General features: G+C 59.5%; 27 protein-coding genes. 12 read left to right on the forward strand and 15 right to left on the reverse strand.

The genetic code is table 11. The features are described 5' to 3' along the window. Positions 1-30: 30 nt before the first annotated feature. From pnp to rbfA, 7 genes are all read right to left on the reverse strand, one after another. A complete protein-coding gene (gene pnp, locus G6R15_RS15365; RefSeq protein ID WP_164660838.1) occupies positions 31-2,172 on the reverse strand; it encodes a polyribonucleotide nucleotidyltransferase in 2,142 nt (713 codons plus the stop codon). 274 nt (positions 2,173-2,446) lie between these two features. Beyond that, positions 2,447-2,716 (reverse strand): 30S ribosomal protein S15, encoded by a 270-nt coding sequence (gene rpsO, locus G6R15_RS15370; RefSeq protein ID WP_085796999.1) that lies wholly within the window; start codon positions 2,714-2,716, stop codon positions 2,447-2,449. A 210-nt stretch (positions 2,717-2,926) separates the two neighbouring features. After that, positions 2,927-3,982: a calcium-binding protein gene (locus G6R15_RS15375; protein WP_164660839.1), complete on the reverse strand. Its 1,056-nt coding sequence runs from the start codon at positions 3,980-3,982 to the stop codon at positions 2,927-2,929. Positions 3,983-4,046: 64 nt separating this feature from the next. Next, positions 4,047-4,559 (reverse strand): DUF1643 domain-containing protein, encoded by a 513-nt coding sequence (locus G6R15_RS15380; RefSeq protein ID WP_164660840.1) that lies wholly within the window; start codon positions 4,557-4,559, stop codon positions 4,047-4,049. Positions 4,560-4,600: 41 nt separating this feature from the next. Beyond that, positions 4,601-5,515 carry a tRNA pseudouridine(55) synthase TruB gene (truB, locus tag G6R15_RS15385; protein WP_164660841.1) on the reverse strand — a complete coding sequence of 305 codons (915 nt, stop codon included), beginning with the start codon at positions 5,513-5,515 and terminating at the stop codon, positions 4,601-4,603. A 94-nt stretch (positions 5,516-5,609) separates the two neighbouring features. Then, positions 5,610-6,347, reverse strand: a complete 738-nt coding sequence (locus G6R15_RS15390; RefSeq protein ID WP_240336779.1) for a phosphodiester glycosidase family protein — start codon at positions 6,345-6,347, stop codon at positions 5,610-5,612. Beyond that, positions 6,344-6,739: a 30S ribosome-binding factor RbfA gene (gene rbfA, locus G6R15_RS15395; protein ID WP_164660842.1), complete on the reverse strand. Its 396-nt coding sequence runs from the start codon at positions 6,737-6,739 to the stop codon at positions 6,344-6,346. Before rbfA ends, G6R15_RS15390 begins: the two co-directional genes overlap by 4 nt. An 87-nt stretch (positions 6,740-6,826) precedes the next feature. Here rbfA and dapB point away from each other — a divergent pair, with 87 nt between their 5' ends. From dapB to G6R15_RS15410, 3 genes are all read left to right on the forward strand, one after another. Continuing rightward, positions 6,827-7,636 (forward strand): 4-hydroxy-tetrahydrodipicolinate reductase, encoded by an 810-nt coding sequence (dapB, locus tag G6R15_RS15400; protein WP_164660843.1) that lies wholly within the window; start codon positions 6,827-6,829, stop codon positions 7,634-7,636. 91 nt (positions 7,637-7,727) lie between these two features. Then, positions 7,728-8,858: a M48 family metalloprotease gene (locus tag G6R15_RS15405; RefSeq protein ID WP_164660844.1), complete on the forward strand. Its 1,131-nt coding sequence runs from the start codon at positions 7,728-7,730 to the stop codon at positions 8,856-8,858. 41 nt (positions 8,859-8,899) lie between these two features. Continuing rightward, positions 8,900-9,715 (forward strand): class I SAM-dependent methyltransferase, encoded by an 816-nt coding sequence (locus G6R15_RS15410; RefSeq protein ID WP_164660845.1) that lies wholly within the window; start codon positions 8,900-8,902, stop codon positions 9,713-9,715. Positions 9,716-9,738: 23 nt separating this feature from the next. Here the strand turns inward: G6R15_RS15410 and G6R15_RS15415 are convergent, their stop codons facing one another. From G6R15_RS15415 to G6R15_RS15425, 3 genes are read right to left on the reverse strand one after another with little or no spacing between them, the layout of a single operon-like run. Then, positions 9,739-10,407 (reverse strand): ureidoglycolate lyase, encoded by a 669-nt coding sequence (locus tag G6R15_RS15415; protein WP_164660846.1) that lies wholly within the window; start codon positions 10,405-10,407, stop codon positions 9,739-9,741. After that, complete coding sequence (locus G6R15_RS15420; protein ID WP_164660847.1) at positions 10,404-10,994, reverse strand: HD domain-containing protein; 591 nt, start codon at positions 10,992-10,994, stop codon at positions 10,404-10,406. Before G6R15_RS15420 ends, G6R15_RS15415 begins: the two co-directional genes overlap by 4 nt. Beyond that, positions 10,991-12,127, reverse strand: coding sequence for a gamma-butyrobetaine dioxygenase (locus tag G6R15_RS15425; RefSeq protein WP_164660848.1), 1,137 nt, complete (start codon positions 12,125-12,127; stop codon positions 10,991-10,993). The genes G6R15_RS15420 and G6R15_RS15425 overlap by 4 nt, the downstream gene beginning before the upstream one ends. A 99-nt stretch (positions 12,128-12,226) precedes the next feature. Between G6R15_RS15425 and G6R15_RS15430 the strand changes: the two genes are divergently transcribed. The 8 genes from G6R15_RS15430 (at position 12,227) to G6R15_RS15465 (ending at position 21,515) form a co-directional block, all read left to right on the forward strand. Beyond that, positions 12,227-13,096, forward strand: a complete 870-nt coding sequence (locus tag G6R15_RS15430; protein ID WP_164660849.1) for a LysR family transcriptional regulator — start codon at positions 12,227-12,229, stop codon at positions 13,094-13,096. 112 nt (positions 13,097-13,208) lie between these two features. Further along, on the forward strand, positions 13,209-14,162 hold the full coding sequence (locus tag G6R15_RS15435; protein WP_164660850.1) for a metal ABC transporter solute-binding protein, Zn/Mn family: 954 nt from the start codon (positions 13,209-13,211) through the stop codon (positions 14,160-14,162). Next, positions 14,163-14,969, forward strand: coding sequence for a metal ABC transporter ATP-binding protein (locus G6R15_RS15440; protein ID WP_205520531.1), 807 nt, complete (start codon positions 14,163-14,165; stop codon positions 14,967-14,969). It abuts the gene before it with no gap. Between the two features lie 19 nt (positions 14,970-14,988). After that, positions 14,989-16,194 carry a metal ABC transporter permease gene (locus tag G6R15_RS15445; protein WP_164660851.1) on the forward strand — a complete coding sequence of 402 codons (1,206 nt, stop codon included), beginning with the start codon at positions 14,989-14,991 and terminating at the stop codon, positions 16,192-16,194. After that, positions 16,191-17,120, forward strand: coding sequence for a metal ABC transporter permease (locus G6R15_RS15450; RefSeq protein ID WP_164660852.1), 930 nt, complete (start codon positions 16,191-16,193; stop codon positions 17,118-17,120). The genes G6R15_RS15445 and G6R15_RS15450 overlap by 4 nt, the downstream gene beginning before the upstream one ends. Positions 17,121-17,407: 287 nt before the next feature. Next, positions 17,408-19,288: a DNA mismatch repair endonuclease MutL gene (mutL, locus tag G6R15_RS15455; RefSeq protein ID WP_164660853.1), complete on the forward strand. Its 1,881-nt coding sequence runs from the start codon at positions 17,408-17,410 to the stop codon at positions 19,286-19,288. Positions 19,289-19,349: 61 nt separating this feature from the next. After that, positions 19,350-20,588: a DNA recombination protein RmuC gene (locus tag G6R15_RS15460; RefSeq protein ID WP_164660854.1), complete on the forward strand. Its 1,239-nt coding sequence runs from the start codon at positions 19,350-19,352 to the stop codon at positions 20,586-20,588. A 135-nt stretch (positions 20,589-20,723) separates the two neighbouring features. After that, positions 20,724-21,515 carry a class II glutamine amidotransferase gene (locus G6R15_RS15465; RefSeq protein WP_164660855.1) on the forward strand — a complete coding sequence of 264 codons (792 nt, stop codon included), beginning with the start codon at positions 20,724-20,726 and terminating at the stop codon, positions 21,513-21,515. 313 nt (positions 21,516-21,828) lie between these two features. Here G6R15_RS15465 and G6R15_RS15470 read toward each other — a convergent pair whose 3' ends face one another. After that, positions 21,829-22,596, reverse strand: coding sequence for an isocitrate lyase/phosphoenolpyruvate mutase family protein (locus G6R15_RS15470; RefSeq protein ID WP_164660856.1), 768 nt, complete (start codon positions 22,594-22,596; stop codon positions 21,829-21,831). Further along, positions 22,593-23,663, reverse strand: a complete 1,071-nt coding sequence (locus G6R15_RS15475; RefSeq protein ID WP_164660857.1) for a bifunctional transcriptional activator/DNA repair enzyme AdaA — start codon at positions 23,661-23,663, stop codon at positions 22,593-22,595. Before G6R15_RS15475 ends, G6R15_RS15470 begins: the two co-directional genes overlap by 4 nt. 189 nt (positions 23,664-23,852) lie before the next feature. Here G6R15_RS15475 and G6R15_RS15480 point away from each other — a divergent pair, with 189 nt between their 5' ends. Next, on the forward strand, positions 23,853-24,170 hold the full coding sequence (locus G6R15_RS15480; RefSeq protein ID WP_164660858.1) for a DUF3775 domain-containing protein: 318 nt from the start codon (positions 23,853-23,855) through the stop codon (positions 24,168-24,170). A 345-nt stretch (positions 24,171-24,515) separates the two neighbouring features. Here G6R15_RS15480 and G6R15_RS15485 read toward each other — a convergent pair whose 3' ends face one another. From G6R15_RS15485 to G6R15_RS15495, 3 genes are read right to left on the reverse strand one after another with little or no spacing between them, the layout of a single operon-like run. Beyond that, the gene (locus G6R15_RS15485) at positions 24,516-25,658 is read right to left on the reverse strand and encodes a saccharopine dehydrogenase family protein (protein WP_164660859.1); all 1,143 of its coding nucleotides are present in this window, start codon (positions 25,656-25,658) and stop codon (positions 24,516-24,518) included. Positions 25,659-25,671: 13 nt separating this feature from the next. After that, entirely contained in the window at positions 25,672-25,920 is a 249-nt protein-coding gene (locus G6R15_RS15490; RefSeq protein ID WP_164660860.1) for a SemiSWEET family sugar transporter, read from the reverse strand. A 1-nt stretch (position 25,921) separates the two neighbouring features. Beyond that, a complete protein-coding gene (locus G6R15_RS15495) occupies positions 25,922-26,977 on the reverse strand; it encodes a saccharopine dehydrogenase (protein WP_164660861.1) in 1,056 nt (351 codons plus the stop codon). Between the last annotated feature and the right edge of the window lie 12 nt (positions 26,978-26,989).

Genomic DNA, 26,989 nt, shown 5'->3' on the forward strand with positions numbered 1-26,989 from the left:
CGGGGCCTTCTGAAAGGATCGGACTAAGGATTAGTCTTCTTTCTTTTCTTTCTTCTCAGGAGCGATCTCTTCGCCGGTTTCCTGATCAACGATTTTCATCGACAGGCGAACCTTGCCGCGATCGTCAAAGCCCAGCAGCTTGACTTTCACTTCCTGACCTTCCTTCAGAACATCTGACGGGTGGTTCAGGCGGCGGTTTTCGATTTGGGACACGTGGACCAGACCGTCGCGCTTGCCAAAGAAGTTCACGAACGCACCAAAGTCGACGATCTTGACGACTTTACCGGTGTAGATCGCGCCTTCTTCGGGCTCTGCCACGATCGAGTGGATCATTTCATAGGCCTTTTTGATGGCTTCGCCGTTGGGCGATGCGATCTTGATGATGCCTTCGTCGTTGATGTCGACCTTGGCGCCCGACACTTCGACGATCTCGCGGATCACTTTACCGCCCGAACCGATCACTTCACGAATCTTGTCAGTCGGGATCTGCATGGTCTCGATGCGCGGAGCGTGAACCGAGAACTCGGACGCTTCGGTCAGTGCCTTGGACATTTCACCCAGGATGTGGATGCGGCCTGCTTTGGCCTGCTCCAGAGCTTTTTCCATGATCTCGGGCGTGATGCCTGCGATCTTGATGTCCATTTGCAGCGACGTGATACCTGCTTCGGTACCGGCCACTTTAAAGTCCATGTCGCCCAGGTGATCTTCGTCACCCAGGATGTCGGACAGGATCGCGTAAGAGCCGTCTTCTTCGAGGATCAGACCCATCGCAACACCGGCAACCGGTGCTTTGAGCGGAACGCCTGCGTCCATCATGGACAGCGAACCACCACAGACCGACGCCATCGAGCTGGAGCCGTTGGATTCGGTGATCTCAGACACAACGCGAACGGTGTAGGGGAAATCGGTGGCAGCGGGCAGAACGGCCTGAAGGGCGCGCCATGCCAGTTTACCGTGACCAACTTCACGACGACCCGGAGGGCCCACGCGACCAACTTCGCCAACCGAATAGGGGGGGAAGTTATAGTGCAGCAGGAAGTTCGATTTGAAGTTGCCGTGCAGCGCGTCGATGAACTGCTCATCGTCGCCGGTGCCCAGAGTGGTCACAACCAGACCTTGGGTCTCGCCACGGGTGAACAGGGCCGAACCGTGCGTACGCGGCAGCAGGCCAGTTTCCGAAACGATGTCGCGGATCTCGTCGGTCGCACGACCGTCGATGCGCTTGCCGGTTTTGACAACGTCGCCACGCAGAATGCCAGCTTCGAGCTTTTTCAGGGCGGAGCCAAGGTTGGCATCGTCCAGCTGCTCTTCGGTCAGCGCTTCTTTGATGGTGGCGCGGGCAGCAGCAACAGCGGCGGTGCGCTCTTGCTTGTCGCTGATTGCGAATGCGGCGCGCATTTCGGTTTCGCCAGCAGCTTTGACAGCTGCGAACAGGTCCGAATAGTCTGGAGGTGTGAAGTCGAACGGCTCTTTAGCGGCTTCTTCGGCCAGCGAGATGATCAGGTCGATGACCGGCTGGATCTGCTCGTGCGCGAATTTCACCGCACCCAGCATCTCTGCTTCGGTCAGCTCGTAGGCTTCGGATTCAACCATCATCACGGCGTCTTTGGTGCCGGCAACAACCAGGTCCAGACGCTGCTCAGGATTCAGGCGCAGGTCCTGCATGTCATCAACGGTCGGGTTCAGAACGTATTCACCGTCCTCAAAACCAACGCGTGCACCGGCGATCGGGCCCATGAACGGAGCACCCGACAAGGTCAGAGCAGCCGAGGCGGCGATCATCGCAACCATGTCCGGGTCGTTGACCAGATCGTGGCTCAGCACGGTGCACATCACCAGAACTTCGTTTTTGAAGCCGGGAACAAACAGCGGACGGATCGGACGGTCGATCAGACGCGCGGTCAGCGTCTCTTTTTCAGTCGGGCGCGCCTCGCGCTTGAAGAAGCCACCCGGAACTTTACCGGCGGCATAGTATTTCTCTTGGTAGTGGACGGTCAGCGGGAAAAAGTCCTGACCGGGCTTTTGCTGACGGGCAAAGGTCACGTTGGCCATGACGCTGGTTTCGCCCAAAGTGGCGATAACCGAGCCGTCGGCCTGACGGGCAACCTTGCCGGTTTCCAGTGTAAGCGTCTCTTCGCCCCACTGCATGGATTTCTTTGTTACGTTAAACATCTAGCGTATCCTAAAAGGGAGCACTCGCGGGCCCTCCCACGTCTCCCGTTTGCATGACGGCCCCATTGCCGCCGACCCTTGTTATCTTCCTTCACGGTGCCAGGGTCTGTGCACCACGTCTCAGATGACGCCGCCCTTACATCAAAACAAGGGGGAAAGAAAGCTCTCATCGATCAATGCGGCTTGCCTAAAAAAGGTGCCAACAACAATACCAGAAAGAAAAGACCGCCACCCGGCAGGGCGACGGCCTAGAAACCTCTGGTGCGGCGCTGGATTAGCGGCGCAGACCCAGGCGTTTGATCAGGTCCTGATAACGGGCCTCATCCTTGCCTTTCAGGTAGTCCAGCAGTTTGCGGCGCTGAGCAACCATCTTGAGCAGACCACGGCGGCCGTGGTTGTCTTTTTTGTGGGTCTTGAAGTGTTCGGTCAGTGTCGAAATACGCGAGCTCAGAACAGCAACCTGAACTTCGGGCGAACCAGTGTCGCCTTCTTTGGTTGCGAATTCAGTCATGACGCGTGCTTTTTCAGCTGCAGTAATCGACATCGGGGTCTCCTTTACAAGGTTAGAGTGGATGGCGCAGGCCGGGATGTCGTCCAGCACAGGCCCGTGGAGATGTCTGTCGCAAACCCAGCCAAATGACCGAATCCCCGACAGATGAGCGGATATAGGTGGTTTTTGGGGAATTGGCAAAAGGTTTGTGATGTGGCGCGCAGGGCCGGGTTACGGTCCTGCCATGTCCGAGCAGCCAATAGATCAACTGGCCAAGCTGAAAGCGCTCACTTCGCTTTGGTCCACAACCATGATGTCCGAGGCCAGAACCTGCGCGTCGCCGCGCAGCAGCGCGATCTCTTCACCGTTGATCGTTACACGGTTGAGGTTGGCGTTGTTCGGGTCCGGCTGCACCTCGATCTGCGGATCGGGATCACCTTGCAAGTCCCAACTGATCAACAGGCGATCCTGAGAGGGGTCAAAGTCCACGATGTTAGCGGCCTCTCCGTCCAGGATCCAGTCGCCAAGGATGATCTGATCTGCGCCGGACCCGGCGGTGACGATGTCGCCTTCACCTGCCACGATGGTGTCATTGCCTTCGCCACCGTTCAGGTAATCCGGCCCACTTGCCGATCCGTCGTCGTCCTGCCCGATGATCAAGTCATTGTCGCGACCGCCAAACAACGTGTCCTCGCCTGCGCCCCCGACCAGCGTGTCGTTACCATAGCCGCCATGCAACGCGTCGTCGCCGTCACCACCGTCCAGTGAATCGGTATCCTGTCCGCCATAGAGCGTGTCGTTGCCGTCGTCGCCCTGCATCTGATCCGAGCCGAAGTGGCCGTACATCTCGTCATCACCGCTGCCGCCGCTCAGAGTATCTTCGCCGTATTCGCCGTGCAGAAGGTCATTGTCCGCGTCGCCTTGAACAAGGTCATCGCCGCCATATCCATGCAGGGTGTCGTCACCAAGCCCGCCAGACACCGTGTCGTCACCATCATAACCATTGATCTGGTCGTTGCCGTCTCCGCCGTCGATCGTTTCGTCGGTGTCGTTGCCTGCCAGAATCAGGTCGGGGGGAAGCGCGCCAGTCTCGGACCCTGCAGTGTCGGTATCTGCCGTATCTTCTCCCGACGTATCGGAGAGTTGGTTTTCCGGCTGGGTCGGGTCGTCTTCGGCGGTCAAATCGTCAAGGCCCGCGTCGTCGGATGCTTCGGCATCGTTTGTTGTTTCATCTGAAAGAAAGACGACGCTACCAGCTGCCATCAGGCCCAGTAATCCTGCCAGTGCCAACATTTTGAACTCCACACACACGTCACCCATTGTCGGCATTAGGCCACGGCGCCGGGTCACGGTCAAAGCAGGATTGGGGAAATGGTTAACGTATTCAGGCGGGAAACCAGCGTTCCGGTTGCTGTGAGTACGAGATGTAAAGCGGATGTTTCGGGTGCCCGGCCTTGGTCAGGCCAAGGTGAAACACCGGGTTTTGGGTACCGCGCAGCAGCTGTTCAACGGCAGGGCCACGGTCCAGATGCTCGCCATGGGTGCCCCAGGCGGCGACAACCTGATCGGCCCAGTCGACACCGGCCAGGATGGTCGTGTCATTTTCGGGGCCAACCGGATCAGCGGCGGCGCGCATCTTGCGGGGGTCGGTGTCGCGCCAGGCAAAGATGTTGGTGACCTGGAAGGCGCCAAATCCCAAGGCGCGCGCCCGACGCTCGCAGCGTTCCACGGTGGGGTCGTTCTGCACCTCGGTCGCGGTCGAGGGGTTCAGCATCACGAACAGCACCTTGCCGCCTGACGGATCCCAGATCCGCGTCAGGCTGTAGCGATAGCGTCCGCAATCGGAATAAACAGCGGTCGAGGGCGCGTCGCCCTTGGTATGAGTGCGCGTGATCATGGCCGTTGGCTAGCACGTCACGATCGCACAGGCCACCGGCTTCATTTCGATTGAACAAAGACCCGGCTGGGGTGCAATTCACCTGATTTGTAGATGCCGACCGCAACCGCTCGGCCGTCGAGCGAGGCCCAGGCCTCGTCCCCGTATTCCACGTCGGATGCCAGCACCATGCCGGGGTTGCCGTTGCGCAGGCGCGCGGCACCTTCGGGTGTGCATTTCAGCTCGGGCAGTTCGGCCAGCCCTTGCTCCAAGGGGTGCAGGAACTCGTCCAGCGCGGGTGTTTTGGCCAATTCGTTGATCTGCTCAAGGGGGATGCCGTCTTGTGCTTCGAACGGGCCGGACCAGATGCGGCGCAGCTCTTTGACGTGACCGTAACAGCCCAAAGCCGCGCCCAGATCACGAGCGATCGAGCGGACATAACCGCCTTTGCCGCAGGTCATCTCCAGCACCACGTGATCGGCGTCGGGGCGATCCACCAGGATCAACTCTTCGACCCAAAGGGGGCGGGCGGACAGTTCAAAATCCTCGTCCCCATCGCGGGCGAGTTTGTACGCGCGCTGCCCGTCGATCTTTACGGCCGAAAACTTGGGCGGCACCTGCATGATGTCACCAAGGAAGGGCTGCATGGCCTCCTTGATCTCTTCATCCGTCGGGCGGGAATCGGACGAGGCGACCACTTCGCCCTCTGCGTCATCGGTGTTGGTGGACTGTCCCAGGCGCACGGTGAAGGTGTATGCCTTCAAAGCGTCGGTGATGTAGGGCACGGTTTTTGTCGCTTCACCCAGAGCAACCGCCAGCACGCCGGTGGCATCGGGATCCAGGGTGCCGGCATGGCCCGCTTTCTTGGCATCCATCGCCCAGCGGACCTTGTTGACCACGGCGGTCGATGTCATGCCCGCGGGCTTGTCCACCACCAGCCAACCGGAAATGTCGCGACCCTTGCGTTTGCGTGCCATGATGCCCCTCGAATTTGTCTGAGGCGCGCGACCTAACGGATTGGTCGCGTCCTGTCAAACTCGCAGCCCTTCAGGTTTGTGTCAGCTGAAAAGGTCAATTGCGTGGGGCAACAACGCCCACGATTGGCCCCATGGAGAATCCTGCATCGGCCCGGTTCAGCTGCGGCGCATAAAGCCGCGAAATATTGCCGTCAAAATAGAGAGCGTTGGGCGTCTTGAGAACATCGCGAAACAACGAGCCAAACTGATGAAAAGTAACGGCGTTACGCGAGATGGCAAAGAAGGCACGCTTGCCGTCCGCGCTGGTTCCCACGCCATTGCGCAGATAGCGCGAGGTGCTGTCTGGCAGGAACCGGGGGTGCAGAGCGCCCTCGATCACCAGCATTGGACCGGATTGGGTCGCAAAGCGGCAACCTGGTTTGGCTTTCAAGAACGCCTGGGTTTCTAACACGCGGGCCTTGTCTGGTTCGATGCAGAATACCCCGTTGGGCAGCAGGCCAAAGTTTCCAGGGCCTGCATTGGACACAACCCGCATCTCTTCGGTGCCGTCTTCGACGTAATGCCCAACCGGCGAGCGATCAGAATGATACATGCCCGCGTTCATAGCGAAGGCCAGTTGTTTGTCTTCGTTCTGGAGTTCGGAATCGACGGCGGAGAACTGCCCCAACACCTCGCCCTGATCATCCCGCAGGAACAGGCGCAGCTCGTCAGTGGTCAAGTCGACCTCGCAGATCGAATACCGGTTGCCGTCATGGGACATGTCCCAACAGTCCAGCGCCGCCGCCGGTGTGGCCACCAAAGTGGCCAATCCAATCAGCAGCGCTCGGATCACTCGTCCAGATCGCGGCGCACCGCGTCCTGTTCGAACAATCGGCGGGTGTCGTCCATCTGGTCGAATGTTTCGTCCAGCCGGAAGCGCAGGTCAGGCGAGAATTTCAATCCGACCTTTTTGCCAATCATGCGGCGCAGCTCGCCCTTGTTGCGGGCTAACAGCTTGAGCACCTCGTCCTGCCCCTTACCACCGAGCGGCAGTACATAAGCAGTCGCGATCTTGAGGTCTGGAGAGGTGCGCACCTCGCCGACTGTGATCGACATGCGGTTTAGATCGGGATCATGCACGTCGCCACGCGCCAGCACCTCGGACAAGGTGCGGCGGATAAGTTCACCGACGCGAAGCTGACGTTGGGACGGGCCTGGCCCGTCATGGAATTTGTTCTTGGCCATACCCCCGATTTAAGGACAAAGGAGGGCTTTGCCAAGCGGCCCCGGACCGGGTAGGACGCAAAGAGCTGACAAAAAGGGAATCGTGCCATGACCCACACACCAGGGATCGTCATTACAGGAGCATCGGGCCGCATGGGTCAGATGCTGATGAAAACCGTGCTGGACAGCAATGCGGCGAAACTGGTGGGCGCGGTTGAGCGTAAGGGCCACGACTGGGTTGGACGTGATGTGGGCGAGGCCATGGGTGGTCAACCCGTGGGCGTCACCGTCACGGACGACGCGCTAGAGGCGTTTTCGCACGCGCAGGCCGTGATTGACTTCACCGCACCCGAAGCGACGTTGGAATTTGCCGCTTTGGCTGCACAGGCGCGCTGTGTCCATGTGATCGGCACCACCGGCATGTCGGATGAGCAGATCGCGCGGCTTGAACCGGCCTCGCGCCATGCCGTGATCGTGCGGGCCGGGAACATGAGCTTGGGCGTGAACCTGTTGGTGCAACTGACCAAGAAGGTGGCCGCCGCGCTGGACGAAGATTTCGACATCGAAGTGATCGAGGCGCATCACCACCACAAGGTTGACGCGCCTTCGGGTACGGCGTTGATGCTGGGCGAGGCCGCCGCCGAAGGGCGCGGCGTTGATCTGAACGATGTGTCGGATCGGGGCCGCGACGGGATTACCGGTGCGCGCAAGCGGGGCGACATCGGCTTTCAGGCCATTCGCGGCGGTGACATCGTGGGTGAGCATGACGTGCTATTTGCTGCCGCTGGCGAGCGCATTGTGCTGCGCCACATGGCCACTGACCGTGCAATTTTTGCGCGCGGGGCGCTCAAGGCGGCGCTTTGGGGGCAAGGCAAGGCGCCCGGTGAATATGACATGGTCGACGTATTGGGTCTGTAACCCCACGCCCAATCGGGATTTGTTGCCGTTGCCCTTTACCGGTTCGTGATGTTCCGCCTAACCTTGGGCGGGTATCGAACGTGGAGGGGACATGTTGCGCAGAGCTGTCACAGGGGCGTTTCTGCTTGCGCTGGGCGCAGGCATCGGATGGGCAGATCAGGGCTCGAACACGCAAGTGGCCTGCACCGTCTCGGGCTGCAAAGAGATCACGCTGCAAAAGCCGCGTTACAGCGACGCCAGCGCTTTTTCGGTGCAGCAAGTCTGGAACGTGGTGAATAGCATCCTGGCGGTGTCGGGTTTGCTGCCCAATTTCCAGGTCGTCGAGACGGACGAGGTTGGAAATGCGGCTGCCATTATTATCGACGGTGAACGCTATCTGGCTTTCAATCCTGATTGGTTGGCACAGTACGAAACCAATCCAAACGGGCGCTGGCAGCTTTTGGGCGTCATGGCGCATGAGGTGGGGCATCACCTGCAGGGTCATACTCTCACTGGCGAGGGGTCGCGCCCGCCGACCGAGTTGGAGGCCGACGAATACGCAGGCTTCATACTCGCGGCTTTGGGGGCGAACCTAACCGAGGCGCAGTCGCTTTGGGCGACACTGCCAGCAGAGGGCTCGGTCACGCACCCGCCTCAGCATCAGCGTTTGGCGGCGATCGAACGCGGCTGGTTGCGGCGTCAGGGGCAGGCTCCGGTTGCGACAACCCCTGCGTCACCTGTCGCGAAATCGCCCGCTCCAAAAGACCCACCGCCGCCCAGCTGGGCGTTGCGCAACTGTACCGGGATAACCGCGGTCAATCGCAGGGCTGAGCTATGCTTTACCTCGGTTTTGTCGTCGCAAAGCGGCAACAGCTATGGTCCGCGAAATGCCACCGACGGCGATCATCGCACGGCGTGGGTCGAGGGCACGAAAGGGCAGGGCATAGGCGAGGCTTTTACCCTGGTCTTTGACGAGCCGGTACTGATCAACCGCTGGAGCCTGCGCAACGGCTATGCCAAGTCGACCAGGACCTACACGCGCAACAGCCGCGTGCGTGAATTGCGGCTAAAGTTTTCAAACGGCAAACAGACGCATTTCACTATGGATGACACACCCGATTGGCAGGGCACATCGGCCTTGACCGAGTACGGCGCGGTGTCGTGGATCACCTTCGAGATCATGGACGTGTATCCCGGATCGCACTACCAAGACACAGCTATTACCGAACTTGCATTCGACTGACGTGGGATTGTGATCAAGTATTCTGGGACCGGAGGAAACACATGGATTGGAAAGCTATTGCTGAACCCTGGTTGCGGGTCGAGGCGGAAACCGATGCGGCCCATACTCCGGTGTTAGAGGGGATTATGGCGCGGGCCGGATTGCGATCTGGTCAGTCGGTCCTGGACATTGGTCCTGGTGCGGGGATCTCTCTGTTGCGTGCCGCCGGGGCGGTTGGATCGGCAGGTCGCGTTACTGGAATCGAAATCGCTCCGCCCTTTGCTGAGCGCGCTATCGCCCGTACGCCCGACAATGTGGACGTTCTGATCGGCGATGCGGCGAGCTATCCGTTTGTCGGCGAGGGGTTCGACGCGGCAATTTCGCTCTTTGGTGTGATGTTCTTCGCTGACCCGGATCAGGCTTTTGCGCATATCCGCACAGCACTGAAACCGGGCGCTGTTTTGACATTCGCCTGCTGGGGGTCGCCCAAGGCAAACCCTTGGTTCAGCATGCCGGGGCGCATTGCGGGTGAGGTTTTTGGGCCCGGACCGGGCTTTGATCCGGATGCGCCGGGGCCGATGTCGTTGAGTGACCCGGACAAAATCAATCGGGTGCTGTCGGGCGCCGGATGGTCGGTCGAGATCGACACACAGGATTTGCACCTGACCCCGCGCGGAGGGCCTGCTGATGTGGGCAAGATGCACACTACAGTGGGGGCCGCCGGTATGCGCATGGGCGCCGCAAAAGCAGAAGGCACATTGACCGATGCTCACCGTGCGGCTGTTCGGTCCAAACTGATTGCCGGGTTTTCAGACATGGTCGAGGGCGATGAGGTCCGTGTGCCCGCCCAAATCCATTTCGTGCGCGCCACCGCCTAACTGCGCGCACGATCTGTTCTTGATCAGAGGTCTTTCACCTTGTCCACGCGTAGCGCGCAGGACAGGTAAACGCCGAACTCTTTGCCGATGTCGGCACTGACGCGGGCGTGCACCTTGCCCTGACGATCCAGGAACCGCTGGCTGTCTTCGACCGGGAAAATCCCCTCGTGCCAGATGCCCGGATGGATATAGAGCCCGCGCGACCCATCACACCAGAACGCCACCACCTTGTCCGGTGTTAGGTTGTCACCTGGCAGAGCGGCTGGAACGATGAACGGTTTGTTGTCCAACGGCCAAAACATCTGCCCCCCGTCGGGGTGATAGTTCATGTGCCACAGAAGCACCTGATCTCGCGGCGCGGTCTGCGTTTCGGTCTTGGCCTGTTGCGGATCAGCGGACCAGCCAAGAACATAGTGGCCTTTGACTGCTTCGTTCTCGCCATAAAGCACATCGCCCTGCCAGTCGCATTTGAACGTGCCTTCGACCCAACCAGCCTCATCCCCGGTGCCCTCATCTATTGGTCGCCAACCTTGCTGGGGCCAGCGCACGATTTCGATCTCAAAGGTATCCGGGTCGTCGACCAGACACCCGTAGCCCGCAACAGATGCGTCAGTGGCCCGGATCAATGGCACCTCGTGCCAGGGCAGCGAAGGTTTCGAGCTGGCCTCGAAGATGTACTCGGGTGCGCTCATGCCGCGCCCAAGTGACGATCGACCATGCGCTGCACCATCGGGGCGAAATGGGTGAAATCCGGGGTCTCCATGTCGGCCCGCTTGCCCGCCTCGTCCAGATAGCGGACCTGAATGATTTCCTTGAGGTTCGGATTGGCCTCGAATTCAGCCACCTCATCGGCATCCATCGGCCCGCCTTGCAGTTCTAGCGTATGGACCGAGGCGACAGAGAGCCGGTTGAAATAATCAGGCTTGGTCGCGCACAGATACCGTTTGGCGGCGACGTGATAACGGCAGCAGTCGGTGATCACGGACGGAAAGAACTGCTCCAGCACCTCGGCGCCCGCATCCTCGTGATGGCGGTCCTTGGTATCGTCGGGATGATAGGTTCCGAACTCGGACGTGAAGTGGCCGATGTCATGCAGCAAGGCCCCGACGATGATCTCTTCGGGTTGGCTGTTCTGTTCGGCAATGGTTGCGCCTTGCAGCATGTGCTCGGCCATGGTCACCGGCTCGCCCAGGTATTCCTCGCCGCCGCGTCGGTCAAAGATGTCACCGATGAAGGCCACGATGTTGGAGCGGTCCAAACTCGAAAAGTCGGGTTTCATTCTGCGGCCTCCGGCTGCACCATCTCCATCGCCGCCAAGGTAGACAGCAAACCGTCCTTGTCGGCGTAACAGCCCTGCAACCAGCGAGAGCCTGCACCGGAATATCCCAGACGCGCATGCAGCACGCGGGTGTTGTCGACGATAAAGCTTTCACCGGGTTCCAGCTTGAACGATACGCCCATGGCCGGGTCGTCGATGATCTCGCCCAATTGGCGATAGGCGGCGTAATAGGCCTCCATCTTGGCGAAGGGGACATCGACGATAGGCGCGGAAGAGCGGTTGTTGAACCGAATGCCGACCAGCTCGCCATCGGGGGACAGTTCGATCATCGGGCGGCGCGAACGCAGGCAGATGCCGTCCGAGCCCTTGTATTCGAACCGTGCCGGATAGCCCGCCAGCAGGGCAAAACCTTCGGGGTTCGCATCGCGCAACTTTTCGGCTGCTCGGAACCCGTCAACAACAATCGAATCCCCTCCCTCGGCCGAGTTTTCCAGGCAATACAGGATCTGCAATGTCGGAACCGGATCGCGATAGGGGTTGTCTGTGTGGGCCTGCAGACCAAGGCCCGTATAGGCTAGGTTCGTCGGGTTCACCTCAGTGCGCACTTCGAAATAGGGGCCATAGTTGGTCTCGCGCACATAGCCGAACAGATCGGCGACTTTCAGCAGCGCTTCCGGTTCCGTCGGGCCGTTGGTCAATTTGGCAAAGCCAAACTCGGCCACAGCGGCCAGCCAGTCGCGTTTGGCGGCATGGGTCGAATGGACCGCTGCCCAATCACCGCTAGGGGCGCCGATGCCACGTTGCCATGTGGTGATGCCCGGCGCGATCCGACCGAAGTCGGCAGTTTGCTCACGATCATAGCTGTGATCGGCCAGCCAATCGGCGGGGAAGGTGACGGTTTTGCCTTCGGGCGCAAAGGTCACCGACAGGCTGCCTTCTATTACTTCGGCGCTGCTGATCGCGATATCCGACGGGATGTCTCCGATGGTGATCAGGCGTTGGCCGTTGCCCGGTGCGCGGGTCTCGGGGTCCAGCGCGTTGTCGCGCAGCCAAATGGCGTGGAAGCGAGTGGCGGTGCCGTCGTCGAACTCAATCGTGACGACGGACGGATCATGGGTGGCAGAGCGCAGCATGGGGTCTCTCCTTGTGGCGCGAGCTTTCCCTTGAGGAAATAACCGCTGCATGCCATCACAACAACTAAACCTTATTCTGTCTCAGGGTTGGAAATTCTTATGGATGAGAAAAAAGTCGGATTGCCCCCGCTTGACTGGCTGCGCGTGTTCGAAGCCGCCGGGCGATTGGGTGGGTTTTCTGTCGCTGCGCGTGAGTTTGGGATTTCACAAGCTGCCGTGAGCCAGCGGATGGGCAACCTAGAGGCTTGGTTGGGTCGGAGCCTTTTTGTCCGCGAGGCGCGCGGCGTGTCGTTGACCACCGATGGTGAAAGCTATCTGCCGTTGGTGCAGGACAGTCTGACCGCGCTGGAACGCAACACCGAGGATCTGTTTGGAACAGCGCCAAAAGAGCTGCGGCTGGCGGCGCTGAGCTCTCATATCGACACGCTGATCTTGCCGCGCATCGGTGGGTTTTGGGCGCTATATCCAAATGTACGTCTGGTCACGGACTCTATCGCCAAACGATCCGAGTTTGACGAAGAACGCACTTGGCTGCAGCTGCGGTACGGGCGAGGGGCTTGGCCGGGACGCAAGGCGCGTCTGATTGAGCAAGAGGTTCTGGTGCCGATGATGGCTCCGGGAACGGAGCAGTTGGATCTGCCTCGGATTGAAGTGCGCGGAGAGCGCCCCGGGTGGCAGGATTGGAGCCGTGAGACAGGCGGCACGGTGCCCGGCGGCGCGGGTCTAAGTGTTGATTCCATGGTGCACGGTCTACGCGCCGCCCGCGAAGGTCTGGGCGTGGTCCTGGGCTCTTTGCCCCTGGCGCAGCCGGATTTGACTGCCGAAACACTGGTTCTGTCATCGGGTGAGAAACTTAAGACACGAGATGGGTATTGGCTGACTTGGCCCGAGGATCGGCTTTATTCCAAGTCACTGCGTCGGCTGGTCTTCGCTCTTTTGGATGATCTGACGGCGGAAAATCTGAAATAACTACCATATTTTGTAGGCGATCGTGGGGTTTCTTGCGAATAATTCTCAATAGCATTGACTTACTTGCGAATTGTTCGCAATTTATGTTGGACGTACAAACCAGAGGTTCGACATGATTCTGCGACGCACATTGCTGATTGCCGGCATACTGCTGGCCCTGCCGATTACGGCCTGGGCCCAGGACCCGCTCAAGGTAGTGGCCACAACTGGCATGATCGCAGACGCCGCGCGCCAAGTCGGCGGCGATCAGGTCGAAGTCAAAGGGCTGATGGGGCCCGGTGTCGACCCGCATGCCTATCGCCAAACCCGCACTGACATCGTGGCGATGACCCGCGCCGACCTCATCCTGTGGCACGGTCTGTACCTTGAGGCGCAGATGGAAGGTTTCTTTCATGACCTCGAACGCAAGCGCACTGTGGTGGCTGTGGCCGAGGGCCTGGATAAATCCAAACTCCGCGCTCATGACGATTACGCCGACAAATTCGACCCGCACGTCTGGATGACCCCAGATCTGTGGCGCGATGTGGTGGTCGAAGTACAAAAAGCCCTGATTGACGTGCGCCCCGAGGCGGCGGATGTCTTTGCGGCCAACGCTGAAAAGCACTTGGCGGATCTGGACCGTCTGTCTACTTATGCCGCCGATACTCTGGTGCAGGTGCCGGAAAACAATCGCGTCCTTCTGACTGCCCATGATGCCTTTGGCTATTTCGGAGGCAGCTACGGGTATGAGGTGATGGGCATTCAAGGTATCTCGACTCAGTCCGAGGCCGGATTGAACCGCATTGGCGAGCTGGTGGATTTGCTGGTAGAGCGCCAGATCACGGCCGTATTCGTCGAAAGCTCGGTCTCGGACCGGTCCATTCGCGCTCTGATCGAAGGGGCGGCTGCGAAGGGGCACAAGGTGCACGTCGGTGGTGAGCTGTTTAGTGATGCCATGGGCGAGGACGGCACCTATGAGGGCACCTATATCGGGATGCTGGACCACAACATCACCGTGATCGCCGGAGCATTGGGTGCAGCCGTGCCTGCGCGCGGCATGGACGGCAAACTATCGGCGGGGTTCTGAATGATGCTGGAACTGGCAAGCAACAACGGTATTGCAAACACTAACGAGACCCTGACAGAAAGCCCGTTGGCGATCCGGGGTCTGACAGTCTCTTACGGTCAAAAGCCTGCGGTATTCTCTGTCGATATGACAGTGCAGGCCGGCGCGATGACGGCGATCATTGGACCCAATGGAGCCGGTAAGTCGACCATGCTCAAGGCCGCGCTTGGTATTGTCAAACCGCTGTCGGGGCAGGTTACTGCCTTTGGCAAGTCACTGGACGACCAGCGCGCCCGCATTGCCTATGTTCCACAACGTGCCAGCGTGGATTGGGATTTCCCAACCCGCGTGATTGATGTCGTTTTGATGGGGCTCTACCGAGAGCTTGGTCTACTGGGTCGACTTCGCGCACGGCACAAGGCTAAAGCGATGGATTGTCTGAACCGCGTAGGCATGCGCGATTTTGCCGACCGCCAGATCGGGCAGCTTTCAGGCGGCCAACAACAGCGCGTGTTTCTCGCCAGGTCGCTGGCACAGGATGCGGACCTGTATCTGCTGGACGAACCCTTTGCTGGCGTCGATGCGGCGACCGAAAAGGCGATCATCGCAGTGCTAAAATCGCTCAAGGACGCGGGCAAGACGGTGGTTGTGGTGCATCACGACCTGGCAACGGTTACCGATTATTTCGACCACGTGTTCTTGATCAACACGCGCAAGGTGGCCGAGGGATCGGTGGGTGAAGCCTTTACCGCCGAAACGTTGCAGGCCGCTTATGGTGGCCGCCTTGCAACCGCGCAGATCGACCAGTTGTCGCGTGTGGTCGGCTAAACAGACGGACACTCGCGTCATGCTCATCGATGCTTTGCTGTTGCAACTTGGCTATAATGCCACCTTGGTTGCCATTGGCGCTGCCCTGTTGGGTGTGTCCGCCGGGGTGACTGGCACCTTCCTGTTTTTGCGCAAACGTGCTTTGGTGAGCGATGCCATCAGCCACGCGACACTGCCCGGCGTTTGTATTGCTTTCATGATTATGGTCGCTTTGGGCGGGGATGGCCGCAACTTGATTGGCTTGCTGTTGGGATCGGCCTTGTCGGCTTGGATCGGGCTTTTGTGCCTCAACTGGCTGACCCGTAACACACGTCTGGCCGAGGATGCGGCCATTGGATCTGTCCTTTCGGTGTTCTTCGGCTTTGGCGTCGTTCTGCTGACGGTGATCCAGACCATGGGTGTCGGGCGGCAAGCGGGGTTAGAGGGATTCTTACTAGGGTCGACCGCAGGCATGCTTTGGGCTGATGCGATGATCATTGCGGTTGGTGGTGGTGCGACGCTGCTGTTGATCCTTTTACTGCGCCGACCAATGACGCTTGTGTCTTTTGACCCCGAACACGCTGCAGCCCGTGGCCTGCCCGTGGCGCGGATCGACTTGGCGATGATGGGGCTGGTGATGGCCGTGACGGTCGTGGGCCTAAAGATCGTAGGCTTGATCCTGATTGTGGCGTTGCTGATCATTCCACCAGTAACGGCGCGGTTTTGGACTGAACGTTCGGACCGTGTGGTACTTCTTAGTGGTCTGGCTGGCGGGATTTCTGGCTATGTTGGGGCCGCAATGTCGGCTTCTGCACCGAATCTGCCCACCGGCCCGATCATTGTTTTGGTCAGCTTCACCCTGTTTGCGCTGTCGATGCTTCTGGCGCCCAATCGCGGGGCGCTGGCTGCGATCCTCGGGCATCTGAAGTTTCAGCGCCGTGTTCACCTGCGGCAAGGTCTGCTGGCTCTGGCCCAGGGCCAACCGATCTATGAACGCTTGACGCTGCGCCTGTTGTCTCGCGCCGGATTAGCCCGCGCCGATGGGGTCGCGACCGAGTTTGGTCGTGCTCGTGCCGCTAAAGCTTTGCGTGACGAAAAGCGGTGGGAGGTGGTGCGCACCGATCAGGCGCATGAGGCGGCGGCGGCGCTTTATGATGGTCTCCGTGATATCGAAACGGTTCTGACCAAGGACCAGATCGCCGACATCGACCACCGCATCGGTGGCCCGCAGGAGATTCCGGCATGAGCGGAGAAGAGTTTGTTCCCCTGTCTCTGACACCTTTGTTGATCGGGATTTTTGCCGCTGTGGCCTGTGCTTTGCCCGGCAATTTCTTGGTATTGCGCAAACAGGCACTGATCGGGGATGCCATCAGCCATGTGGTTTTGCCGGGCATCGTCGTTGCCTTTCTGCTGACCGGCGTGATTTCGGCCTGGCCAATGATGCTGGGGGCGGCAGCGGCCGCAATCGTTGCGGTGGTAATGATCGAAGCCATTCGCCGGCTGGGTCGGATAGAGCCGGGTGCGGCTATGGGTGTGGTATTCACCACGATGTTTGCAGGGGGTGTTCTACTGTTGGAGCAAACCGACACTTCGACCGTTCATCTGGACGTCGAACACGCTCTGTACGGCAATCTGGAAAGCCTGATCTGGCTGGACGCGGTTGGTTGGTCTTCGCTGCTGGATGTGCAGGCCCTGGCCGGCTTGCCGGTCGAGTTGGGTCGGATCGCCGCGACTTTGGCGGGCGCGATCGCCTTTATCTGGTTGTTTTGGCGGCCGCTCAAGATCTCGACCTTTGACGAAGGGTTTGCGTGCACGATGGGCATCCGCACCAATGCGTTGGGTCTGGCACTGGTTGTGGTTGCGGCCATTGCCGCGGTTGCGTCCTTTGATGCCGTTGGGTCGATCATCGTGATCGCCATGTTCATCTGCCCTCCCGCTGCTGCGCGTATGATGACAAACCAGCTTGAACGCCAAATCGCCTGGAGCGTTGGATTCGCCGCTATTTCGGCCACCCTTGGTTATGTTCTGGCTGGTTATGGCCCGCTGTGGTTAGGCGCGGCCGATGCGGTGAGCGCTGCGGGCATGATCGCTACGGTTTCAGGCATCATTCTGGCGTTGGCAGCGATGTTCGGTCCCTGTCGCAAACGAGCAGGCGCCCCCGCGCAGGCCTGAACGTTGCGAGACCGGGCCAAGCCATTGCCCAAACACGCCATTTGTAAACTCTATGTGACAAAGGGCTTAACATTTGTGCTCAGCCACCCCAGTTTCAGGTCATGGCAAGGGCAATTTTCAGCCCCGAAATGACCACCACTCACTTAAGGCCCGGTGCCGCCCACATAAGTCTCGCTGAACACATCAAATGTCGCGATACCGGGGGCGCCGGGTCTTTCGCGCATAGACCCCCCTGGGCACAGCAAACGGGTGGCAGAATCGCGTCCGGCCATGCTAGGTCTAGCGGTATGGCAATCCTTGACCCCAATATCAGCGGTTTTCGACCGGTTATCCGGCAACTAGACGACGCAGCAATCAATCGGATTGCAGCGGGTGAAGTGGTCGAGCGTCCCGCCTCGGCGGTGAAAGAACTGGTCGAAAATGCTATCGACGCTGGTGCGACACGGATCACTGTGGACATCGCGGATGGGGGCAAGACCCTGATCCGGGTGACAGATGACGGGTGTGGCATTTCACCAGAGCAATTGCCGTTGGCCTTGTCCCGCCATGCGACGTCGAAAATCGACGGCTCGGACCTTTTGGAGATCCACACTTTTGGGTTCCGCGGCGAAGCATTGCCATCGCTTGGGGCCGTGGGTCGGCTGACAATCACCAGCCGAGTACCGGGTGAAGAGGCTGCGACCATTCGTGTTGCGGGTGGGCAGGCTGTACCGGTCAAACCGGCGGCTCTGCGCACGGGTACGGTGGTCGAGCTGCGCGATCTTTTCTTTGCCACCCCTGCACGGCTCAAATTTATGCGCACCGATCGAGCCGAGGCACAGGCGATTACCGACACGATCAAGCGTCTGGCGATGGCGGAACCTTCGATCGGGCTGACTCTGCGCGATGTTTCAGGTGGCGGCGAAGGCCGTATCGTGTTCCGTGCCGACGGCGAAAGCGGCGATCTGTTTGATGCCCTGCACGCCCGGCTGGCCCGCGTCATCGGACGCGAGTTTGCTGAAAACGCCCTGCGGATTGAATCCGAGCGGGACGGCATCCGGCTGTATGGCTACGCAGCTCTGCCGACCTATTCCCGTGGTGCGGCCGTGTCGCAGTACCTGTTCGTCAACGGACGGCCTGTGCGCGACAAGATGCTGACCGGGGCGCTCCGGGCGGCCTATTTCGATTTCCTCAGCCGTGACCGCCATCCGGCGGCGGCCTTGTTTGTGGATTGCGACCCGACCCTGGTTGATGTGAACGTCCATCCTGCTAAATCCGAAGTGCGCTTTCGCGATCCGGGCATTGCGCGCGGCCTTATCATATCGACCTTGCGCCACGCTTTGGCCGAGGCGGGGCACCGTGCTTCGACCACAGTGGCCAACGCCACTTTGGGCGCGATGCGGCCCGAGCCTGCACCACAACCCGGCCCGGCTCGCATATATCAGATGGATCGCCCGTCGATGGGGGCTCGGACTTCAGCCTATCGGGCCCAGGCACCCCAGCCGATGCCGACGCAGGGTTTCGCCGATTTGTCCCAGAGTTACTCGGGACAGATGATTGACCCGACACCGGCTGTTGAAGAACAGGCGTCCGAGACACCTGTGGAACAGCTTCCGCTTGGTGCTGCCCGCGGGCAGGTGCATGAAAATTACATCATCGCCCAGACCGCTGATGGTATGGTGATTGTCGATCAGCACGCGGCGCACGAGCGACTGGTTTACGAGAAACTCAAAACCCAGATGTCGGAAAGCGGCGTGGCCGCGCAAGCGCTATTGATCCCCGAGATTGTAGAACTGTCCGATGGAGACTGTGCTCGACTGTTGAAAGTGGCAGACCATCTGAGCAAATTCGGTCTGAGCATCGAAGCATTTGGCGGCAGCGCCGTGGCTGTGCGCGAAACTCCGGCCATTCTGGGTGAGGTGAACGCACGGGCGATGATTATGGATATTTTGGACGAACTGGCCGACCAAGGCGAAAGCCAGATGGTGCAGGCCCGGATCGAGGCGATCCTGAGCCGCGTGGCCTGCCATGGTTCGATCCGGTCGGGTCGCCGGATGCGCGGCGAAGAGATGAACGCGCTGCTGCGCGAAATGGAAGCGACGCCCCATTCCGGCCAATGCAACCACGGACGGCCGACGTATGTAGAGCTGAAACTGGCAGACATCGAACGGCTGTTCGGACGCAGTTGATTTTCCTGGATCCCCTCGCTAGAGGTTTGGGAAACAAAAAGAGAACAAGTGCGAGGCGCAGATGATCGAGATTGCAGGACAGACCTATTCGCTGGAGGATCCGATGGTCCTTTTGGCCCTTGGTGCGGCCGCGATCCTGTTGCTGATTGCTTTGATGGTGTTTCTCAGCCTGCGGGCGGCCAACCGCTCGGCCCGGATGGCGGAACCTTTGACGCAACAGATGGCGATTCTGGGCCAAAACGTACAACAGCTGGGCGCAGGTCAGGAGCAGCTGCGCGGCGGGTTGCAGCATGTCTCGGACACGCAGGCCAACGCGCAAGTTCAGGTGATCCAGACGATGGAAGCGCGCTTGGGCGATGTGCAGCAGCACATGAACGACCGGTTGGCGGACAATGCCATGCGCTCGGCGCGTGCTTTGGCCGAAATGCAGGAACGGATGAAAGAGAGCCTGCATGGCTCGTCGAAACAGACCGCGACGTCGCTGACGCAGCTGCAAGAGCGGCTCAAGACCATCGACAAGGCGCAGGACAACATCACCAAACTGTCCGGCGATGTGCTGAGCCTGCAGGACATTCTGTCGAACAAGCAAACGCGCGGTGCGTTTGGCGAAATTCAGCTGAACGACATCGTGTCAAAGGCGCTGCCGTCGGACAGCTATGCGTTGCAATATACCTTGTCGAACGGCAAGCGAGCGGACTGCCTGATCTATCTGCCCAACCCGCCGGGACCCATTGTGATTGATAGCAAGTTCCCGTTGGAAGCTTATGAAGCGCTCCGCCGTGCCGAGACCCAAGCCGAGTTGAACGAGGCCGCGCGGATGATGCGCACGGCGCTGAGGGCCCACATCAAAGCCATTGCCGACAAATACATCATCGAGGGCGAAACCGCTGACGGAGCTTTGATGTTCCTGCCATCCGAAGCGGTTTATGCGGAACTCCACGCAAACTTTCCTGAGATTGTGCGCGAGGGGTTTGCAGCACGGGTCTGGATCGTGTCTCCGACGACCTGCATGGCGACGCTCAACACCATGCGCGCGATCCTGAAAGATGCTCGCATGCGCGAACAAGCTGGCGCGATCCGCAAAGAATTGGGGTTGTTGCACAAGGACGTCGAACGCCTGGGCGACAGGGTCGCCAATCTGGATCGTCATTTCGGGCAGGCAGCCAAGGATATTTCGGACATCAAGATCAGCGCGGACAAGGCCGGGCGCCGGGCGCTGCGGCTGGACAACTTTGATTTTGAGGAATTGGCCCCTGAGGACACAGGGTCAGTCGTGCCACTGACCAAACCCGGTGAGTGAGGGATTGACCCACGGATAGGCGTTTCACGGGTTAAATGGTCGATGAAATGGGAACAGCCAGCCAACTTTGAGTGAATTTCTATGTTTTCAGGGGTGTATTCTGCACACAAATACAGCCCCAAACGGAATTCCCTAATGTGCCGATTTCTCGCGTGGACAGGTGCGCCGCGCTATTTTGACGAACTGGTCCTCAATCAGGAACAATCGCTGGTCGAACAAAGCCGTAATGCGATGATTGGCAAAACGCCGATCAACGCGGATGGCTTTGGTTTGGCATGGTATTCCAAGCGCGAGGTGCCTTGTTTCTACAAGGATACGAACCCGGCTTGGTCGGACGCGAACCTGCGCCAGCTAGCGCATCACACCCAGTCGCGCATGTTTCTGGCGCATGTGCGCGCCTCAACGGGCACGGCCACGTCGCGCAACAATTGCCATCCGTTCGGGCACGGGCGATGGAGTTTCATGCACAACGGGCAGGCAGGTGGTCACGAGCGCATCCGGCAAGAGCTGGATGGGATGATCCCACCCGAATGTTACGAGTATCGCTTGGGTGCGACCGAAAGCGAGGCGATCTTTCTGATCGCCTTGGGTGAACGGCTAGAGAGTGATCCAATCGGTGCGATGGCCCGCGCGGTAGGCCGGGTCGAGGTTTTGTCACGCCGCCGAGGTGATTTGCCCTTTATGCGGTTTGCGGCCTGTTGGTCAGATGGGCAGCGGCTTTTTGCGGCGCGCTACGCCTCGGATGGATACGCGCCCAGTCTGTTTCACCGACGCTGCGCACACGGGGTCATCGTGTCGTCCGAGCCGTTGGATGACGAAAGACAGAAATGGATCGAGGTTCCGGCTGGTTTGGCCATTGAAATCAGTGATGACAAGATCACCCGCCATCCGTTTGAGCCACCTTTGGTCCATGTTGAGGCAGCTTAGTTTCCTATTGTCGAGTGCATCGATTGAAGTACGAGGGAGCTCCCGCCCGTCGTCGATGTTTCTGACGAAACATCTCCTCCCGTAGGGCCCGGCGCCACGCTTCGCGTGGCGTGACACCTAAGACCGCCAGCGGTTCGAACGAAAATGCGTTTCGAGAACGGACCACACCACCAAAGTCCCGTCGCGTCACTGGTGTTCTCGGGATATTGGCGGTCGATCCCTGTGTGCTGGTTCTCGAAATGACATGACCGGTATTTTTGCACGCAGGAGCGGCCAGTCACACCGTGCGGATCAAGGACGGATGGAATGTACTCTAAGTCGTCAGAGCCGTCTTGGCAGCCTCGGTTACTCCGGTCATGGCTGTCAGATAGGGCGCGGGACCATGGCTGATCCGTGCGACCCCCATGTCGGCGAGGGATTGGTGGTCTGGGGCCAATCCGGTTTGCATGATGTTTACCGGCAATGACGTGGCTGCACAGAACTCGCCAATCAGGTCAGGCGTGACCAACCCTGGAACAAAAAGCCCGTCTGCGCCGGCATGTGCGTAGGCGCGCGCGCGCTCGATTGCTTCTGCCATAAGGTCAGAGTGCGCGTTGGGCTTAGCTCCCTGGAAGAAGACATCAGTTCGCGCGTTGATGAAGACCGGAACACCAGTCGATTGTGCGGCCTTTCGCAGGGTGCTGATCTGCTTGGCTTGGGTTGCCGCAGCCAATAGTCCGGAGCCGTCGATAACACGGTCTTCGAAGTTTACTCCTACGGCACCTGCGGCAATGACGCGTTCCATGTTTGTGGCCAACGTGCTCAAGTCATCGGAATAGCCAGCCTCAAAATCGAAACTTACCGGTAGGTCCACCGAGGCGGTGATGCGGGCCAGGATGTTCAGAGCAAATTCCAGCGGCATATCCTGCCCATCGTCAAATCCCTGAGCATGCGCGAGCGACCAGCTGCCAGTGGCGATTGCGGTGGCACCTGCCTTGGCAATAGCCTTGGCGCTGCCTGCGTCCCAGGCGTTATACAGGATCAATGGTGCACCGGGACGGTGCAGTTCTGCAAAGGCGCGGGCAGTGTCAGATTGGCTCATGCGGGAATGCTTTCGGTTGTGGCGTATTGCCGTTCCAGGTCGATCAGTTTCTGTTTGCGCCAGAGCCCGCCACCATATCCGGTGAGCGAGCCGTCCGCGCCCATGACGCGGTGGCAGGGTATGACGATGGCGATTTGGTTGGCACCGTTGGCGCGGGCGATGGCTCGGGTGGAATCAGGTCGATCCATGCGACGCGCGATTTCTGAATAGGAATAGATGCTTCCTGCGGGCAATGTCTGCAACATGTCCCAGACAGCACAGGTGAACGGTGTGCCATGCAGTGCAAGGGGGATGTCGAACAGGGCCGAACGTCCGTGGAAATAGTCATCCAGCTGAGCCTGGACCCGGTCCGTGGGAGGCAGGCGGCCAAAACCAAGCGAGCCCTTGCAGGCCTTGTTCAGGCGCTTTAGTTCGGTCGGCAAAGCCTTGCGATCGGTGAATTCCAGCAGATGTAGGTGGGTGGTATCACTGACAGCGATCATCGGTCCCAGAGGCGTCTGGAACCAATCGGCCTTTAACAACGCATCTGATTGAAATGCACCGGGGGGCAATCCTAGGTGTCTCGCAAAGGCCGCCCGAAATGCGGCCCCCGAAGAAAACCCCGCGTCCAGTTGCGCGTCGATCACGCGCCCGTCTTGTGCCAGCGTCGTCAGCCCCGCATGCAGCCGGGTTTGCCGTGCCATTTCCAGAAAAGTCATGCCAAAGTGGCGCTTGAACGCCCTGCGGATGGTGGATGGGTCATGCCCCAGTGCGACCAGATCCCCTTCTCGCCAGCGACGGGATGGATCGGCTTCTAATGCGGCGATCAAGGCTTGTACTGCGGGATCAGCCTGCGCAGCGGGTTGCATGGGGTGACAGCGTTTGCAGGGGCGAAATCCGGCTTCGATCCCGGCCCCGATAGTGTCGAAGAATTCGCAGTTCTCGCGTTTGGGTTTACGGGCTGGGCACGTTAGGCGGCACAAGATTCCGGTGCTGGTCACCCCGACAAAAGCGCGCCCGTCCCAGGCCGCGTCCCGGGCCAGTAAGGCGGCATACAACACATCATCATCAGGTAAATCGAGTCTCATGCTCAGACCCTAACGCGAAAGCCCGTATTTTGGGCGCTGGTTTTCGGGCGTCTATGTCACTTTTTTGGTGAGGAGAAACGGGGCAGTGCGGTTTGCGCAAGATCAAAGACAATCCAGCCTGCAGCGTAGAAAGATCGCAGACAGATCACAGAAAGATCAGAGACGAGACGCGAACAAGGGGATCAGAAGATGCTGGAGATTTCGACACGCAAGGTGGCCCAGGTGGCCATGATGGCGCGCGAGTTGAATCGAGCCGAGGGCGAATTGCGCGCGTTTGTCGACCGGATGAGCGAAGATGAACAGGCTGAACTGGTTGCGATAATGTGGGTTGGGCGAGAAAGTTTTTTCGCCGAGGATTTGGCGGAAGCTATTGCGACAGCCCGAACCGAAGCTTCGACACCTTGTGCGGATTATCTGATCGGAACTCCGCATTTGGCCGATCACTTGGAAAACGGATTGGACGCTTTGGGTGTATCTGCCGAAGATGTTGAAAACGACCTGATGTGAGGACCCAAGTTGGTCTGTCTGTCAACACGAACACTTTCGTTGCCAAATTGGATTTGATGCAGTCCTATCGAGTGCAGTTTTGGTTCAAAGTAAATGCCGTTCAAATCTCGGGCAGCAAGATCCGGCGGATAGGGAAATTCTGTTGCCTCGAAATGTTGCTGCACTGAGATTAGGTTTGTTCCCTGCAAAGGGCCGATAAGAACTAAACGGGCAAATAGGCCACTACACGTATTGAGGTGGCTGTCGCCGGGTGAGATTGTGTTAGAAGCAAGACACCCCACCCTGATTGCGGGCGGGGCACTTTGGGGCGATGACAAGCCGACAGGGCACTTGACGCCCTTTGGATCAAGCTGCGTGATCCACGATCTGAAGATGCTGTGCCAATCTGTCGATTTCAGCCATCCAGGCTTCGACCAGTTTCGGGTCACTGGGGGCAGCATGCACACCGGCGGGGATCGCGCGATTCATCACGGCCTCTATGGCGAGCGAGACGGGAATAGACACCAGGCGCGCCATAGCGGTGCCGCGCGCGTCACCCCATGCGTCCATTACATAGGTTTTGTGCCAGACCACAGTGCCGTCTTTCTCGGCCTTGAGGTCGACGCAGAGCACCACGCGATCCGGCTCGCCGTCGTCATATGCATTATCGGTCCAGAACTGATCTGACATCTCTTTCAGTCGTGCATCGCCTTCGGGGCCAGAGAGTGTCTCAACCTCTTTGAACACGCCGTCCCAGGCCTCGGTCCAGCCATTCAGGCGCAGGGTGCCGCGGACGAACTCTTTGACTGGCCAGTGTTCTTCAAAGTGGTACTGGTCCTTGAACGGGATCGAGTCGCGGTTTGGGTAGACCTCAAAGCTCTCCGGCGTGGGAAGGGGGGCCACATAGCTGCTGATCGCGTCCCAGGGGCGGGCCACATCCAGCGGGGCATAGTTGCGGATCGAGCGTGAAGGCGAGAGCAGCGCCTTGAGCACGCCCAATGGCGACCAGCTGAATTTGTAGCGGAAGGGGTTGGCGATCTTGGGAATGCCGCCGCAGTAGGATTTGAAGCTGAGGTGATTGTGGCCATCAAAGGCATCCGAAGCGCGATAATTATCTACCAGTGCATGCGCCATCAGGTGGTCGATGCCCGGATCTAGGCCGACCTCGTTGACCAGCGCAACACCGGCTTCGCGCGCGCGATCATCCAGTGCGCGCATTTCCGGGGCGATGTAAGACGAGCTGACAAAGTTGGCCCCCTTGGCGATCGCCAGTTCGGCAAGCGGCACATGCCAGTCGCCGGGCAGCATGGATACGATCACGTCGTCCTTGGCCAGGTCCTTGGCCAGCACATCAATGTCGAATGCCTTGATGTTGTTGGTCAGGTCGCCGACCTCGGCCTGGGCCTTTTCGACTGTCCGGTTCCAGACGGTCACATCTTGACCGGCCTCGATCAGGCGTCGCAGTCCGGGGATGGCCGACAGGCCGGTTCCGCACCAATGGATTGTCATCTGGATCTCTCCCTTATCCGAATTTTAATTTGGCGGTGACGATAAACAGAACCGCCGTGACCGCACAGACATTGGCAAGGATCAACGGCAGATCGCCCACCATCAGGCCATAGAGCAACCACAGGCTGACCGTCATCAGCAACATCAGGTTCGAAGGCAGCGATAGGCCGGATGTGTCGCGGCTGGTCCAGGCCTTCCACGCCTGCGGGATCCAGCAGACGGTGCCGAAGATCGCCGCAGCGATACCAATGTAAAGCTCCATGTCAGATGTCCCGCAAATGGGTTTTGAATGTGTCCCATGCCCGGCCCCAGACGCCGCTGTCCAGATCGGTCAGGGTCAAGAGCGATGGCAGAAGCTGGTCCGCGTAATCTTCCGAACTTTCGGCGGGCAACATCGAGGGCAGGTTGTCGATGGCCATCACATCCAGCACCGGGTCAGTGGCCACGCGCAGGGCAGGGGCATCCCATGTGGTGGCGCGGTCATAAACAGGCACCGGGTTGTAGTCGCTGTCCGGGTCGCAGGCGACATCGCCGATGGCGGACAGCTTGCGGTCGGCGCTTAAGGCCTCTTGCGGGACAAACACAGGCGTGCCGGGACGAGCGAAGATGCAGTTCAGGAACAGGTTGTGGTCCAGGATTTCAGGGAACGGCCCGCCGCTTGCGGTCTCTGCCATGTCCCATTTGGTAACGGCAACGCCCATAGCCTCGCACAGGTCTGCCGCGCCCGAACCTACGCGACCGAGTGCGCCGATCACGATGGCCGAAGGGCGAGCGACGCCAGTTGCGTCCATCTCGGCGCTCAATTCTGCCAGCAGCACGTCCTTGCCCGGATAGGCCCCAACCGGGCCGCATTCCTCGCCCCGCTGTTGTGCCGCCCAGGTCTTGAGCGTTACCGCCGCGCCTGCGTAACCGGCCCAATAGCCAAAGGCGGCGACGCGACGGCCGCCTTCATCCACCAGATATTCCAGATCATAGAGCGTGCCACCCCCGGCCTTGAACCGTTCCAGCAAGGCGCGGCCCGAATGCTGACCCTTGAAGGCATGGCCGAACATGATGTGTTTGTGCGGCAGTTGCGTGCCATCCTCGGGCAGCTCCTTGAGGCCAAAGATGATGGCGTCCGCCGGGGCTTGCGGCCAACTATTCTCGGTTGCGATCTCGCACCCTGCATCACGATAGCCGTCGATGCCGATGGCGCGTGTGCCGCTGTCCTCAATCGTGACCTTGATGCCCGCCGCGATCAGTTTGGTTGCCCCGTCGGGCGTCAGACCCACGCGGTCTTCGTTTAGGCGCTGTTCAGCCCGAACCCATAGATGTGTCATGTTGTGTCCTTT

Source organism: Tropicibacter sp. Alg240-R139 (assembly GCF_900537075.1).
In the GTDB taxonomy this organism is placed as follows: Bacteria; Pseudomonadota; Alphaproteobacteria; order Rhodobacterales; family Rhodobacteraceae; genus Falsiruegeria.